Here is a 14352-nt window from a genome sequence, read left to right as displayed (position 1 = left end):
GCGTAATGGCCTTATGGTCGATCGTGAGGTTGATATGCGAGGTCGAGCGAGATGCCGCCGGCCACTGTCGGAGTTTCGTAGAGGTATTCCGCGCCGCGCAGCATCGCGTCGCGTAGCCTGCGGATCTTGGGCGAGGGCTCGAGACCGAGTTCTTCGCGCACCCGGGTCTGTAATTCCCGAAAGCGGTCCAGCGCGTCCGCCTGCCGACCCGAGCGGTACAGCGCGAGCATGAGCTGGGCGAATATGTTCTCGTTGAGCGAATGCCGTGCCGACAGGCTCGACAGTTCGCCGATGAGCTGATGGTGGCGTCCCAGCCGAAGCTCGGCCTCGATGCGCTGTTCGATCGCACCGAGACGGCGTTCCTCCAGTCCGCGCACATAGGTCTGCAATGCGATGCCGGTCTGGATGTCGACCACCGCGTCACCGCGCCAGATATCGGCGGAGGCGTTGAGCAGCCGCACGGCCTTGAGATCGTCACCGGCCGCCGCGGCCTTCTCCCCCGCCCGCACCAGACCGTCGAACCGGAACGCATCCACCGCTTGCGGTTCCACCCGCAGCATGTAGCCGTAATCCTTGGTGATCAGAATGCTGCGCGCCGCTTCCAGCGACCCGATGCCGGGCAGTTCACTGAGCGATTTGCGGATTTGCAGCACGTAGGTCTGCAGGGTGGAACCCGCCGTCGACGGCGGCTCGTCGCCCCAGAGTTCCTCGACGCAGATTCCGGTGGTGACGACGCTGTTGGCGTTCAGAATGAAAAGCGCCAGCAGCTGTTTGGGTTTCGGCGCGCTCGGCAGCACCGAGCGACCGTGGAAACCGACGAACAACGGCCCGAGAACACTGTATTCGACAGACACGACTTGCTTACCTTCGATTTCGGCGTCGACGGAACCACAGCGCACGGCTGCCGACGACGTCTACGACGGCACTCGGTAGAAACGGCTCCGGTGGGGCGCGGAATCCAGCGCGGACACGACGGCGGCCCCCGGGCTACGTCGTGCGCGTCACTCCAGGACATCGGCCGGAGCCGAGGACACACCGCTGTCGAACGGATTCGGTCGAGGGCATGTCGCGCAGTTTCGTCATCGCCGCCCTCCCTTCCGGTCGCACCTCGAATGGTAAGTCTCATGGCGGGGCCTCACAACGCGAGCGGCGCGGCCCCGACTGTGCTATGCCGCCGATCGGGGCACCTGTCCACCGTGCAGCGCGATCATGTCGGTGAACGATCCGAGCACATCGATCGGCTGCCCCAGTTGCTGCTCCGCGTCGAGTTCGAGCAGGGCGCGGTGCAGATTCGACACCAGCCGCTCCGTCTCACCGAGCCGGGCGAATTCACCGGTGTCGGCGGTGCGTGCGATCTCGAGCGCGGACAGTCCGGCGGCAGCGCCTTCGGTCGCCAGGCGCTGCACCCAGCGCAGGTATCCGATGTTGTCCGCGACCACCTCAGGTCCGGACACTGGGCCGTGGCCGGGCACGATAGTGACCGGATCCAGCTCCGTGATCGCCTCGAGCGCGCGGATCGTGCCCGCCACGGAACCCATCAGGCAGTAGGGCGCGACACCGGCCATGACGATATCGCCACCGAACAGCACGCGTCGCTCGGGAAGCCACACCAGCAGGTCGCCGGTGGTGTGCGCCGGTCCGGGATGGATCAGCTCGACACGCAGGCCGTCCGCGTGCAGCACGGCGTCGCCGTCCACCGTCAGATCCGGTAACCGCACCTCGATATCGCCCCAGTCCACCTCCGACCACAGTGCGGTCATCCCGAGGCCGGCGCGTTCGGCCTCGGCCCTGGTATTGGTGTGCGCGAGGATCACCGAGTGGTCGAACACCACGTTCCCGAACGAATGATCGCCGTGGAAATGCGTATTCACCAGCCAGGTCGGTTGGGCACCGCCCAGCAGCGATGCCACCGTCCGTGCGAGCCTGCGACTGCGGTATTCGGTCGCGGCCGTGTCGATGAGCACACTGTGGCGGGGCGATCGGATCAGGCCCGCATTGTTCACGCACCATCCGCCGTCGGGCTGAATGTAGGCGAACACATCGGTAGCCACCTCCTCCAGCACCGGATCGACGATATGGCCGGGTGCGTGCGCGGAAGTCATATCAACAGCGTGACCGCAGCCGATCCAGCCACGGTCCATGATCGCTCCAGCCGGGTTTCAGTCCCAGCGGGACGGACGCCCGCCCGGCACCACCTGGTGCTCGCGTAGGAACGCGAACGCGACGCCGAAATTCCGTCGAATGACCTCGAAATTGGTGGTGGAGGAGAATTCTGGGACGGCGTAGAGGCCACGCGCATAGGCCCACAGGTGCGGGTAGCCTTTCGGGTACAGCACATTGGTCTCGAAGATGCCCGGATAGGCGCATTCGAATCGCACCAGCGAAACATACAGTCGTACATCGGATTCGGTGATCACACTGCCGTTGAGATAGGTGCGCTCGGCCAGCCGCTCGTCGAGCTTCCCCAGGGCGTCCAGGGAATCGGTGATCAGATCGCGATGATTCTCCTCGCGCGCTTCGTGGCCGAGGATATGGATGACGCTGTGGATATTGTCGTAGAGCCACTCGTTGATCTCATCGATATCCGCGCGCAGCGCCGCCGGATACAGATCGATGTCACGGGTAGCGAATTCGTCGAAATGGATGGCGAGATCGCGGCTGATGGCATCGGCATCATTGCTCACGATCACGCGATTGTGGGTATCCCACAGCGTGGGCACCCCGGCCCGGTGGCCCGGTTCCATGGCTTCCCACACCGCGCGCAGGGCGGCGGGATCGTCATCGGAATAGCTGATGGACACCGTGTCTTCGAGCCCCTTGAGCTTTCTGGTGATGGCGGCGCGATTGGACCATGAGCAACCCCAGCTGACGAACAGTTGGTACCGGCCTGCCTCGGCCGGAAAAGATTCGGTGCCCAATCTGCCCTGGAACCGGGCGGGCGGGCGCACGATCGAGCCGTCGGGACGCCGGAGGACCCCCGCCGCCGAATCCGGCATATCGCAGCTGGCCGCGGGCGCGGATTCGGGCCGGCGGAATACGTTGGTGGTCACGGGCTCTGCTCCTTGTCGTCGGGAATCGTCACGGGCGCAGGAGTGGCGGCGACGAGCTCACGGGTGTAGTCATGGCGTGGATCGGACAACAGCGTGGCGGTCGCACCCGATTCGACGACGCGGCCGTCGCGCATGACGACGAGCCGATCGGTGAGATCGGCGGCCGCGGTCAGATCGTGGGTGATGAAGACGATGGCGAGACCGAGATCGTCACGCAGTTCGCCGAGCAGGTCGATGATGCGGCGCTTGACCGAGTTGTCCAGTGCCGACACGGCTTCGTCGCAGATCAGAAACTCTGGGTCGGTGGCGAGGGCGCGGGCGATGGCCACCCGCTGGCACTGTCCGCCGGACAGTTGGTCCGGGGTGTTGCCGAGCACCGCCGTGGGCAGCCGGACCCGCTCGGCGAGGTCCGCGACCCGCGCCCTGCGCGCGGCCCGATCACCGATTCCGAAGGCCCGCAACGGCTCTTCGATGGCGCGTCGGGCCGAATAGCGGGGGTCGATCGAGGAGTACGGGTTCTGCGCTATCACCTGCACCACGCGCCGGAACCGACGCCGCTCGCCGCGGCCCAGCCCGCGCAGGTCGGCGCCCCGGTAGCGCACCGCCCCGTCGTCGGGCGACTCCAGCCCGGCCAGCAATCGGCCCACCGTGCTCTTGCCCGCCCCCGACCCACCCACCAGCCCCACTGCGGCACCGGGCGCCAAACCCAGCGATACCTCGTGCACCCCGGTGAGACCGTGCACGCCGGGATAGAGCCTGCGCACCGCTTCCAGCCGCAGCAGATCCGTCCCGTCGGCGCCGGAGTTCGGCGCTACGCCGCTCGGGTCCGGCACGGCGGCAACGTGGACCGGCGGCTTCCGGTCCGCCGCAGTCGAACCCAGGAGGAAGGCAGGTGACGGTTCGGCGTGCGCGGCGGAGCCGGTGATCAACACGGGTGCGGGCCATCCCCCGCGCGCGGCGGGTGCGATGGTTCGGATATCGCCGCGCGCCACAATCGTGCCGCGATCGAGCAGGACACCGCGGTGGGCGCGCTGGGCGGCCAGGGCGAGGTCGTGGGTGACCATCAGGACGCCGATGCCGTCACGTTCGGCAAGTCCGGCGATCCAATCCATCACCCTGGCCTGGGCGAGGGTGTCCAACGCGGCGGAGGGTTCGTCGGCGATGAGCAGTGCGGGCCGGGCCGCGAGCGCGACGGCGATCAGAACCCGCTGCGCCATACCGCCGGATAATTCGTGCGGATAGCGACGCGCGATGGCCGCCGGATCCTCGAAACCCACTGTCGACAGCAGTTCCGCGACGCGGGCACGACGCTGTTCGCGCGAGAGCCGCCGCGCGTCGGCGACGCCCTCCAGGATTTGTGGACCGACACGCAGCACCGGGTCGAGTGCGACGGCGCAGTCCTGCGGAATGAATCCGACCCGGCTGCCGCGCACGGCACGCATCTGCCGCCGGTCATGTGGATCGACCCGCAGGCCGCCGAAGCCGAGTTCACGGGTCTCGGCAGACGCGCCTTCCGGAAGCAATCCGAGGACGGCGTTGACGATGCTCGACTTCCCCGATCCGGATTCGCCGAGCAGTGCGACGATCTCCCCGGGTGCGACGTCGAGATCGATATCACGCACCGCGGGAGCATGATTCGCGTATCGGACGGTGAGCCCGCGGACCAGCAGGGCCTGCGCGAGGTCCGCATCGTCGTGGCCCTCGACCCGAATCCCGGTGTGGGCGTGGCGAACCGGCGCGCTCTGGGTGATCATATTCCCGCCTCCTTCGGCTGCAGGTAGGACGACAGCACGTTCACCGCGATGACGACGACCGCGATCACCGCGCCCGGCGCGATGCTGAGCCACCATTCGGTCGATACCGACCCCCGCCCCGCCGCGATCAGCGCACCCCATTCCGGGGAGGGCGGCGCCGCCCCGAATCCGAGGAACGACAGGGCGGAGATCCCGAGCACCGCGGCGGCGAACTCCAGCGCGGCCAGCGCCGCGACCGGCCGGACGGCATTGGGCAGCACGTGCAGCCACAGCACCGCCACATGTCCTCGTCCCGAGACTCGCGCGGCGGTGATATATGGACGCGACCCGATACGCAGCACCTCGGCGCGCATCAATCGGGCCACGCTACCGATGCTCACCACCCCCACCGCAAGCGCGACATTCACGGTGCCGAAACCGAACGTCGTGATCAGACTCATGGCCAGTAGGAAGGACGGCACCGAGAGCAGCACGTCGACGATCCTGGTGACCACATCCTCGACGCCGCCGCGGAAATATCCCGCGAGCAGGCCGAGCAGCCCGCCGACGACCAGTGCGACCGCCACCGCCAGCAGCGCCGCGGGCACCGACGCCGCGGCGCCGTGCACGACGCGCGCGAACAAATCGCGCCCGAGACTGTCGGTTCCGAACCAGTGCGTCGAACTCGGCGGCCGGTAGGTCGCGTCCGGATCGACCGCGTACGGGTCACGGCGTGCGAAAACGCCGGGAGCAACCACCCAGCCCGCGACGAGTGCGATCACCACGAGCGCCGCCGCCACGCCCACGCGCGCGGTTCGCTCACGGGAGCGCATGGTCGCCTCGCAGTGTCGCCCGCGTCCGCATCGCCCCGCCACCGCAGCGAATACGCGGATCCAGATAGTGGTAGAGCAGGTCGATCAGGAGATTCACCGTGACGATGAGCGCCGATCCCAGCACCGTGATAGCCAGCACGACGGGCGTGTCCTTATCGATGATGGCGTCGGCGATGAGTTTGCCCATGCCGTGCCGGGAGAAGACGGTCTCCACGACCACCGAGCCGGAGAGCAGGCCGCCGATCAGCAGTCCGGTCATGGTCAGCGCGGGCAGTCCGGCGTTGCGGAGCAGATGACCGAACATGATCCGGCCTTCGCCGATGCCCTTGGCGCGCAGTGTCCGGACGAAGGGCTGCCGTGCGGTGGCGTCCAGGCTGCGGCCGAGGATCTGGCCGACCATCGCGGCGACGGGCACCGCCACAGTCAGCGCGGGCAGCACGACCGCGGCTGGTCCGCGTCCTCCGATACCGGGTAGCAGCCGCCACTCGAATGCTACGAAATGAATGAGCAGCAGCCCGATCAGGAAGGTTGGGATCGAAATACCCACGACCGGAGTCGTTTTCAACAATGCGCCGAACCAGCGACGCCGTAGCAGGGTTGCGAGCACGGCGAGCAGCACCCCGACCGGTAGGCCGATGGCGAGCGCGACGCCTGCCAGTTCCAGTGTTGCGGGCAGTGCCGCGGCGAGCAAGGACGCGACGTTCTCGTTCGATCTGATCGAAAAACCGGGATCACCGCGCAGCAGGCCGCGTGCGTAATCGGCGTACTGCACCAGTACCGGCTTGTCGAGGCCGAGATCGGCACGCAGCGCCGCCAGTTTCTCCGGAGCCAGTTCGACATTGTCGGCGCCGCTTCGGCTCAGCTGGATCTGGACCGGATCGCCGGGCACGACCCGCAGTACGACGAACGCCAGCGTGAAGGAGATCCAGATCGTGACCAGCGCGTGCAGCACCCGCAGCAGGACGAAGCGCGCCATCACGTGGCCCATGCGGTGTCATGGAAGCTGCCGTCGAGCGAGTACCCGTGAAGTCTGGAGTCGGAGGCCACCAGTGATCCCGTCTCGTAGAGCGGCACGGCCAGTCCGCGTTCGAGGATCGTGCGCTGGATCTGTCCGACCGTCGCGCTGCGCTTATCCGGTTCCGACTGCGCGGCTTGCTGATCCAGTGCCGCGTTGATCGGATCGTCGGCGGTGATACGGGCCCGATTCTTACCCGCGGCGGCGAATACCGTACGCAGCACATCGGGGTCGCCGCGGTTCTGGCTGAATACGAGCAGGTCGTAGTCACCGGCGTCCTGGGTCGGCGAGAGTTCGGCGACGGGCAGCCCGCGCAGCTTCAGTTCGATACCGCTCTGCGCCCACTGCTGTTGCAGCAGTTCCAGTAGCGGGCCGTTGACCTGGTCGATCGACGGATAGGTCACCGCGAGGGTCAACCGCTGTCCGTTCTTCGCCCGGACCCCGTCCGGGCCGGGCCGCCACCCGGCGTTGTCGAGCAGTGTGGCGGCCCGGTTCCGGTCGAAGGCGAGTTCCCCGCCCAGTTCCAGATATCCCGGTGTGTTGGCGGCGAGAATGCTTGTCGCCAAGGGCGGTCCGCCCCCGAGTGCGACACCGACCAACTGCCGTCGATCGGTCGCCGCGATGAGTGCGCGACGGACCGTGTCGTCGGTCAGGGGACCCCGTGTGGTGTTCGGGGTGATGGTGTAGACGATCCCGGGCGACTGGATACGCGTGGTGGTGTACCGGTCGGCGGGAAGACTGCCGATCTGGCGCTGCGAAATGCCGCTCGCGGCGTCGACGGTTCCGGCGGACAGCGCGTCGAACTGCACGCCCGGTTCCTTGACCAGTTCGAAATCGATCCGAGCCAACGCCGCCGGCCCCGGCTGCCATGGCGCGGCGCCCCAGCGGTAGTCCTTGCGGCGCACCAGCGATACCCGCTCCTTGCCCTGGATGGACTCGAGCGTGAACGGTCCGGTGCCCGCGAACTTCCCGGCGCAACGCTGCTGCGGCGCCAGGCTCCACGCGCCGGGCGAGATGGGGGCCAGTGCGGTGGTCGAAGTCGCCTGCACGAACGAACTCTTCGGGCTGGAGAAGCGCACCGTCACGGTGTCCTGGCCGCTTACCACGGTTTCCACGTAGCCCGCGAGCAGGCTGTTCGCGGTCGCCGCCTGCGCGCCGAGCGCGACAATCCCGTCCCAGGTGGCCTTGACCGCGGCGGCATCGAAAGGTGTTCCGTCGCTGAAGGTCACATCGGTGCGCAGCACGAAGGTGAATTCGGTCGCGGTGGCGTTGCCCGACCAGGAGCGCGCGAGCCACGGATGCAGCGATCCGTCCACCGGATTCTGATAGACCAGCGAGTCCACCAGCGGCCGGACGAACGGACTGCTGTTGGCCGTCAAATTCTGCGCGGGGTCGATGCAGTCCGCGGTGTTCGCCGTGGCGATGGTGAGTGTGTCCTTCCCCGACACGGAGTCGGTTCCGGCGCAACCCGCGGCGAGGGCGCACAGCAGTGTCGTAGCGAACAGGGCCCGCGCGGCGTCGGTGGTTCTCATCGGCGTGCGGACCGCCGGATCTCGGGGTCGAGATCGTCACGGACCACCAGGCGGTCGGCGACCGCGAGCGTGCCGTCGGCCGCCCGCCGCAATTCGTCCTCGACCAGCACACTCGGCAGGAAGCGCACGGTGCCTTCGCGGTCGACCAGCGAGGTCAGCGCGTAGTAGCTGACGCGCAGGGTGTCGGCGGCAGCGCCCGGCTCGATCACGAATTGGTCGAACCAGTGCCGGTGCGTCACGTCGGCATGCGCGGCCGCGGCCGCCCTGGTGGCCTCGGCGATGGCGTCGCGTCCACGCAGTTCGTCCTGACGCGAGGCGTGCCGCAGCACTCCGTCGGCGGTGAATGTCGCGGCGAATCCCTCCGGGTCCAGGTCGTCGAGTAGTCTGGCCTGCCTGGCCAGGAAACCGCGTACCAGGACGTGGGTCGCGACCTCGTCGGTGTCGGTCGCGGCGTGATGGGTGATGGTCACGTGATCCTCCGAAGAATTGTCATCGCTGTCGCGCAATGGATTTCGAGCTACCGAGCGCTGGGATTCGGCGAATTCCTTGGCGGCCTGCAGTGTTCGCACGCTGTTGCCACCCAGCGCCGCGCGGACCCGCTGTTCGACGTCGGCGCGATCGGTGGCGCCCAGCCGCTCGCGCAGCCGTTCCAGATCCAGCTGGACGCTGTGGTGCGCGGTGGCCAGCGTCGCGTCCCCGGTCTGCTCCAGCGTCCACTTGCCGTGGTGGGCAAGGAATCCCTCGGGCACCACCGTCTGCTTGTAGGCCAGTTCGAATCGGTCGGTCACCACCCGGTAGGAGCGCGTGGTGTGCGCGTCACCGGCGTTGTTCACGGTGTCCATCTCCAGGATCTGCGCATCGTCGACATAGGACAGCGCGACCCGGGACACGTGGGGCAGCCGGTCGGGCCATAGATCGCCCCGGTACAGGAAATCGAAGACCGGCTGCGCGTCGGAAAGGATCGAGACGGAATCGGAGAAGGTCAGGGAAACGATCGAACCGTCCTGCCTGCCGACCGCCGTGGCCGCGACGGCCGCCAGTTCGGCCGTGCTGTTCGCGTCGAGCGCCTGGGTGATCCACGCCACCGAGGCGGGGTCGTCGTCGATCGCGCTGAACCGGTGATCCAGGATCACCGAGGAGGTGCCGTCGTCGTTCGGCTCGACCCGCCAGGTCCCCGACATCGCGGCGACCGGCGCCGCGGTGACGAGTTGGCGGAATGCCACGGTCCGGTTCTCGGCGTCGAGTTCGCGCCGCGAGCGCCACGTCTTGACCGTGTCCTTGGCGCTGGCCCAGATGTCGAGCACTTCCGCGCCGCCGGCTTCGGGTTCGCGCCGCACGTGGACCGCGGGCGGGAAGATGATCGGCCAGCTCTCCGCCTCGGCGACGACCGCGTAGACCTGGGCGGCGGGAGCGGCGACGTCGACGGTATGTCTGGTCGTGTATTCGGTGGCGCGGGTCGCTGGTTCGGACATGACTTCTCCTGGGGGCTTGTTCGTTTCGAGAGAGAGCGCGTCAGCGCAGGTGCACGCCGCCGTCGACCGGGAGCACGGTGCCCGTCGAGTATCCGGCGCCGGCGATGCCGAGAACCGCCTCGGCCACGTCGCCGGGATCACCGATCCGGCGCAGCGGCGCGATGGTGCGCACCTGTTCGCGCGGTCCGGTGAGCGTGGTGGTGAATTCGGTGTCGATCAGGCCGGGCGCGACCGCGTTGACGCGGATCTGCGGTCCCAGCGTCGCGGCGAGCAATCGGGTCAGATGTTCGATCGCCGCCTTGCTCACCGCGTATGGGATCGAACTGCCCGCGGGCCTGCTCCCGGCGATGGAGGAGATGTTGATGATCTGCCCATGCGGTGATTTCCGGAGCTGCTCGACCGCGGCAACCGTCAACCGCCACGTGCCGAATACGTTGACCTCGAAGATATCCCGCCACACATCGATCGAGGCGGCGGTGAGATCCTCGTGCGGGATCTGGCGGGTCACCCCGGCGTTGTTCACCAGCACGTCGAGGCCGCCGAATTCGGCCGCCACCCGATTCACCAGATCGACGGCTTCGGTGTCATCGCTGATATCGGCTCGGAAGTAGAGCGCGCCCGGAATATCGGAAGCGACCTTCTCCCCCGCTTCCACGGAGTTGGCCGAATTTACCGCGACCCGGTAGCCGGCGGCCCCGAAGCGCCGGGCGATTTCGGCGCCGATTCCCGAAGACGATCCGGTGACCAGGACGACGGGATCTCCCAACGCCTCCGCGTGCTCGGTATTACTGCTCATTGCTGCTCCTTTCGCCCGTGGCCTCGAATTCGATGGCGGCCACCGGGCACGAATAACGCACCTCGGCCAGACGGGCGTGCAACACCGCGTCAGCCGGATTCACCTCGGCATCGACCACTACGACCGTGCCGCTGTCCTCGCTCTGCTCGAAATGGCTTGGCAGCAGCCGGGCACAGTGGCCCGAACCGATGCACAATTCGGGGTCGGCTTCGATGCGCACGACACCGCCTCACCACGACACCCGCAAGCGGTGCAGGCCGTAGACCGATTTCTCCGGCCCGAAGGTCTGATCCTCGGCGAGCCGTAGGGTGGGCACACGCTCGAAGAGCCGGGTCAGCGCGATCTCCAATTCCTTGCGTGCCAGCGGCTGGCCCAGGCACTGGTGGATGCCGAATCCGAAGGCCAGATGCCGATTCGGCTCCCGGCGGATATCGAATCGGTGCGGATCGGCGAAGGTCGAGGCATCCCAGTTGGCCGCAGGAATGGAGGCGATCACCCCCTCGCCGCGCCGGATCAGCGTGTCCCCGATCAACACATCCTCCAGTGCCACGCGCGGCACGCCGGTGTGCACGATCGACAAGAAGCGCAGCAACTCCTCCACGACCTGCTTGATCAGTTCGGGATCGGCGCGCAGCAGCGCGTGCTGGTCGGGATGGCGCAGCAGCGTGTAGACGCCGAGGCCGATCATATTGGCGGTCGTCTCATGTCCGGCGACCAGCAGCAGCAGTGCCGAACTCTTCAGGTCCTCGCGGTCGAGTTCACCGGTCGCTTCGCGTTCGAGGACCAGCCGGGAGAGCACATCCTCGCCGGGATCGTTTCGTTTGTGTTCGGCGAGAGTGCCGAGATACTCGCGCAATTCGACGACCGCCTGCGCGCTCTGCTCGAGCGTGAACTCCGAGCTCAGCATGCGGCGGCCACGGTCCTGGAAATATTCGTGGTCGCTGTACGGAACCCCGAGTAGTTCCGCGATCACCGCCGAGGGAATGGGCAGTGCGAAATGCGAGATCAGGTCGGCCGGCTCGCCCGCGGCGAGCAGTTGTTCGATGAAACGATCGACGATTGTTTCGATGGCGGGCCGTAAGCCATCGATCCGCTTGACGATAAATTCCCGGCTCAGCATCCGACGCAACCGATCGTGCTCCGGCGGGTCGAGACGCAGGAACGGAATGTGCTTGTGCCCCACGCTGGCCCGCAGTGCGCCGGAGACGAAGGGGAATCCCGGGTTACGGGCGTCGGCGCTGAAACGCTGATCGCTCAGTGCCGCTTTCACATCCTCGTACCTGGTCAGCAGCCAGGCCTCGGACCCATCGTACAGGGTGATGCGCGCGGCGGGCGTGTCCTCGCGCAGTAGGGCGTATTCGCGCGGCGGCGCGAGTTCGTCGGTACGGTCGAACGGGAACGCGGGTGCCTGGGTATGCGTATCTACGGGCAAGGGTCGAACCTTCCTTCGTGGAGCGAGTGGTGGTCACGACGTACCGAGCCGATCCCAGGACAGCGCGGGATCGTATGACCGCAGGCGGTTCTCGGCGAAGGACTTCGCGGCTTCGAGGGTGTCGAGGCTGTGCTTGCCGAGGGCAGAGCGGACCAGGCGGGTAGCCGCCTCGACGGTCGCGTCGGCCCCGAGCACCTGTCGCACCCCAGCCGGGTCGAGCGCGATGGTGTGCCGTCCGGTGATGGTCACGGAATCGGCGTGCTGTTGCACCGACCACTGTCCGAGATGAGCGCGCGCGATAGGCGGCACCGTCCGCGGCTTGTAGACGATGCGCGCGCGACCGAGGCAGATCCGGATCGAGGGGATATCGTGCTGGGTTCCGTCGTCGCCGAGCACCGTTGTGCACACGGTCTGCACGCCGTCGTCGTCCTCGTCGTAGGTGACGTCGTGGACGTGGGCGAGACTGCTCGGCCACAGTTCGAGCCTGGACAGGAACTCGAAGACGTCGCCGACCGATCCGTGGGTACGCACCACGTCCTCGAATGTGTACACCCACGCGCCCGCGCCGCCGGGCAGATCCGCAGACTCGGCCAGTTCAGCCAGGATCCGGCGGACCACCGGCTCGACCGAAACCGCCGTCGCGTCATCGGAGCCGCTCGCCCAGACGGTTTCGATATCCACGACGTCAGCGGTGTCGTCCCGATAGCGCACGACCGTGGTCGGCGCGTCGGGCCCGACGCCGAAGATCAGCGTGGTCGACTCCTCGGTCGCCCTGCGTTCCAGGCCGACCGACCGGACCGAGCCATCGTCCTCCAGCCACAGCTCGAAGGTCTCGACATCGTTGGTCGCGGTCAACGCCCTGGCATGGATCACCGGTCCGGCGAACAGCGGCCAGGAATGCACTTCGGCCAGGATCCGGTCGACGGGTCGCGCGTCAGATTTCTCGCTCGAGGTGTGGGAGGGCAGTGCGGTCATCGTCGACTCTCTTCTGCTTGTGGACGACTCGTCGGAATGCGCTGTCCCCCGGCTCGTCCGGGCAGCAGGGACGCGCTGATCGCGGCGCCGATCAGAATCACCGCCGCGACGCCGAATGCCGTGGCGTAGCCGTGGGTAACCGCACTTCCGGTCGGTATGCCTTCGCCTGCTCCGTTGGTGCGAGCGGCCGCGACAATGGTGAGGACGGCAAGCCCCACCGATCCACCCAATTGTCGGGTGGCGTTGGCCAGACCGGACACCACCCCGGCGTCCTGGGGGGCAACTCCGCCTATCGCCGTCGCCGCGGTGGGGGCGAGTGCGAGCCCGATCCCGAGGAAGACCACGAGTCCGGGGGCGATCACCGCCCAGCCGACGGAGGAATCCGAGTCGAGCAGGGTCAGCGCGGCGAAGGCCGCAGCCGAGATCACGGTCCCCGCAACGATGATGGGCCGCGCGGGTATGCCGCGCGCGAGAAGTTTGGCCGCCGACTGCGCCCCGATCACGGTGGTCACCGCGAAGGGCACGAAGACCAGTCCCGCCGCCAGCGCCGAAAGTCCCCGCACCCCTTGCAGATACAGCGACACGAAGTACAGCACGGAGAAGAAGCCCGCGCCGAGAAGGAACATTGTCAGGTTGGCCACCGTGACGGCACGCTGCCGGACTATCCGCAACGGCAGCAGAGGATGTTCGGCGATCCTGGTCTCGACGACCACGAATCCGACCAGCAGCACGATGCCGATCAGCGTCGCCACGGCCGCTTTCGCATCGAATGCCGCTGCCTTGCCGAATTCGACAAGGCCGTAGACCACGGCGATGAATCCCGCCGTCACCGTGACGCTGCCGAGGATATCGAGCCCGCCGTGCGGCCGGTCGGCGTCTCGGTCCAGGTAGATCAGCGCGAGTACCGCCAGCACGAGACCCACCGGCGCGTTGACCAGCAGAACCCAACGCCAGGAAAGGAATTCGGTCAGCACGCCGCCCAGTACCGCGCCGATCGCGCCGCCGACAGCGCCCATCATGGTCCAGGTCGCGATCGCCTGGGTGCGTTTGGGCCCCTCGGCGAAGGCGGCCGTGATTATGGCCAGCGTCGCGGGCGCCAGGACCGCGCCTCCGATACCCTGCACCGTGCGGGCCACCACCAGCCAGACCGCGTTCGGCGCGAGGCCACCCGCCAGGCTGGCGAGCGTGAACGCGGCCAGACTGAGCACGAAAACTCTTCTGCGCCCGAACAGATCCGACGCCCGCCCGCCGATCAACATGAATCCGGCGAAGGTCAGCGTGTAAGCGGTGACCACCCACTGCAGATCCTGCTCGCTGAAACCGAGCGACGCACGGATGCCGGGCAGCGCCACATTGACGATGGACACGTCGAGTACGACGATCAGCTGTCCCGTGCAGGCGAGCGCGACCAGGATCCATTCCCTGGTGCGTCGCGCCGCGGCCTGCGGCGCTGCGGCGTCGGCAGCGACTTTGTCGATTTTGCTTGTCATATTCCGTTTCCCGATCGTGGCGCT

At 67.4% G+C, this 14352-nt stretch carries 13 protein-coding genes; all 13 read right to left on the bottom strand.

The features are described from left to right. Positions 1–11: 11 nt before the first annotated feature. Complete coding sequence (locus ACT89H_RS03450; protein WP_445106978.1) at positions 12–854, bottom strand: AfsR/SARP family transcriptional regulator; 843 nt, start codon at positions 852–854, stop codon at positions 12–14. Between the two features lie 312 nt (positions 855–1166). Next, positions 1167–2102, bottom strand: a complete 936-nt coding sequence (locus ACT89H_RS03445; RefSeq protein ID WP_445106977.1) for an MBL fold metallo-hydrolase — start codon at positions 2100–2102, stop codon at positions 1167–1169. A gap of 57 nt (positions 2103–2159) precedes the next feature. Next, a complete protein-coding gene (locus ACT89H_RS03440) occupies positions 2160–3050 on the bottom strand; it encodes a glutathione S-transferase C-terminal domain-containing protein (protein WP_445106976.1) in 891 nt (296 codons plus the stop codon). Beyond that, positions 3047–4804, bottom strand: coding sequence for an ABC transporter ATP-binding protein (locus tag ACT89H_RS03435; RefSeq protein WP_445106975.1), 1758 nt, complete (start codon positions 4802–4804; stop codon positions 3047–3049). Before ACT89H_RS03435 ends, ACT89H_RS03440 begins: the two co-directional genes overlap by 4 nt. Beyond that, a complete protein-coding gene (locus ACT89H_RS03430) occupies positions 4801–5616 on the bottom strand; it encodes an ABC transporter permease (RefSeq protein ID WP_445106974.1) in 816 nt (271 codons plus the stop codon). The genes ACT89H_RS03435 and ACT89H_RS03430 overlap by 4 nt, the downstream gene beginning before the upstream one ends. After that, positions 5603–6604, bottom strand: coding sequence for an ABC transporter permease (locus ACT89H_RS03425; protein ID WP_445106973.1), 1002 nt, complete (start codon positions 6602–6604; stop codon positions 5603–5605). Before ACT89H_RS03425 ends, ACT89H_RS03430 begins: the two co-directional genes overlap by 14 nt. Beyond that, a complete protein-coding gene (locus ACT89H_RS03420; protein WP_445106972.1) occupies positions 6592–8163 on the bottom strand; it encodes an ABC transporter substrate-binding protein in 1572 nt (523 codons plus the stop codon). Before ACT89H_RS03420 ends, ACT89H_RS03425 begins: the two co-directional genes overlap by 13 nt. Further along, positions 8160–9635 carry an SRPBCC family protein gene (locus ACT89H_RS03415; RefSeq protein ID WP_445106971.1) on the bottom strand — a complete coding sequence of 492 codons (1476 nt, stop codon included), beginning with the start codon at positions 9633–9635 and terminating at the stop codon, positions 8160–8162. The genes ACT89H_RS03420 and ACT89H_RS03415 overlap by 4 nt, the downstream gene beginning before the upstream one ends. Positions 9636–9675: 40 nt before the next feature. Next, positions 9676–10431: an SDR family NAD(P)-dependent oxidoreductase gene (locus ACT89H_RS03410; RefSeq protein ID WP_445106970.1), complete on the bottom strand. Its 756-nt coding sequence runs from the start codon at positions 10429–10431 to the stop codon at positions 9676–9678. Beyond that, complete coding sequence (locus ACT89H_RS03405) at positions 10421–10651, bottom strand: ferredoxin (RefSeq protein ID WP_445106969.1); 231 nt, start codon at positions 10649–10651, stop codon at positions 10421–10423. The genes ACT89H_RS03410 and ACT89H_RS03405 overlap by 11 nt, the downstream gene beginning before the upstream one ends. A gap of 9 nt (positions 10652–10660) precedes the next feature. After that, positions 10661–11863, bottom strand: coding sequence for a cytochrome P450 (locus tag ACT89H_RS03400; protein ID WP_445106968.1), 1203 nt, complete (start codon positions 11861–11863; stop codon positions 10661–10663). A gap of 33 nt (positions 11864–11896) precedes the next feature. After that, positions 11897–12838, bottom strand: coding sequence for an SRPBCC family protein (locus tag ACT89H_RS03395; protein ID WP_445106967.1), 942 nt, complete (start codon positions 12836–12838; stop codon positions 11897–11899). Further along, on the bottom strand, positions 12835–14328 hold the full coding sequence (locus ACT89H_RS03390) for an MFS transporter (protein WP_445106966.1): 1494 nt from the start codon (positions 14326–14328) through the stop codon (positions 12835–12837). Before ACT89H_RS03390 ends, ACT89H_RS03395 begins: the two co-directional genes overlap by 4 nt. Positions 14329–14352: the final 24 nt, after the last annotated feature.

Source organism: Nocardia aegles (assembly GCF_052545135.1).
This window is presented reverse-complemented; position numbering and strand designations above follow the sequence as displayed.

What these genes read in the sequence shown, in the direction of transcription:
- ACT89H_RS03390 (WP_445106966.1), bottom strand. Translation starts at nt 14,328, where the DNA reads ATGACAAGCAAAATCGACAAAGTCGCTGCCGACGCCGCAGCGCCGCAG.
- ACT89H_RS03445 (WP_445106977.1), bottom strand. Translation starts at nt 2,102, where the DNA reads ATGACTTCCGCGCACGCACCCGGCCATATCGTCGATCCGGTGCTGGAG.
- ACT89H_RS03430 (WP_445106974.1), bottom strand. Translation starts at nt 5,616, where the DNA reads ATGCGCTCCCGTGAGCGAACCGCGCGCGTGGGCGTGGCGGCGGCGCTC.
- ACT89H_RS03410 (WP_445106970.1), bottom strand. Translation starts at nt 10,431, where the DNA reads ATGAGCAGTAATACCGAGCACGCGGAGGCGTTGGGAGATCCCGTCGTC.
- ACT89H_RS03435 (WP_445106975.1), bottom strand. Translation starts at nt 4,804, where the DNA reads ATGATCACCCAGAGCGCGCCGGTTCGCCACGCCCACACCGGGATTCGG.
- ACT89H_RS03395 (WP_445106967.1), bottom strand. Translation starts at nt 12,838, where the DNA reads ATGACCGCACTGCCCTCCCACACCTCGAGCGAGAAATCTGACGCGCGA.
- ACT89H_RS03420 (WP_445106972.1), bottom strand. Translation starts at nt 8,163, where the DNA reads ATGAGAACCACCGACGCCGCGCGGGCCCTGTTCGCTACGACACTGCTG.
- ACT89H_RS03425 (WP_445106973.1), bottom strand. Translation starts at nt 6,604, where the DNA reads ATGGGCCACGTGATGGCGCGCTTCGTCCTGCTGCGGGTGCTGCACGCG.
- ACT89H_RS03415 (WP_445106971.1), bottom strand. Translation starts at nt 9,635, where the DNA reads ATGTCCGAACCAGCGACCCGCGCCACCGAATACACGACCAGACATACC.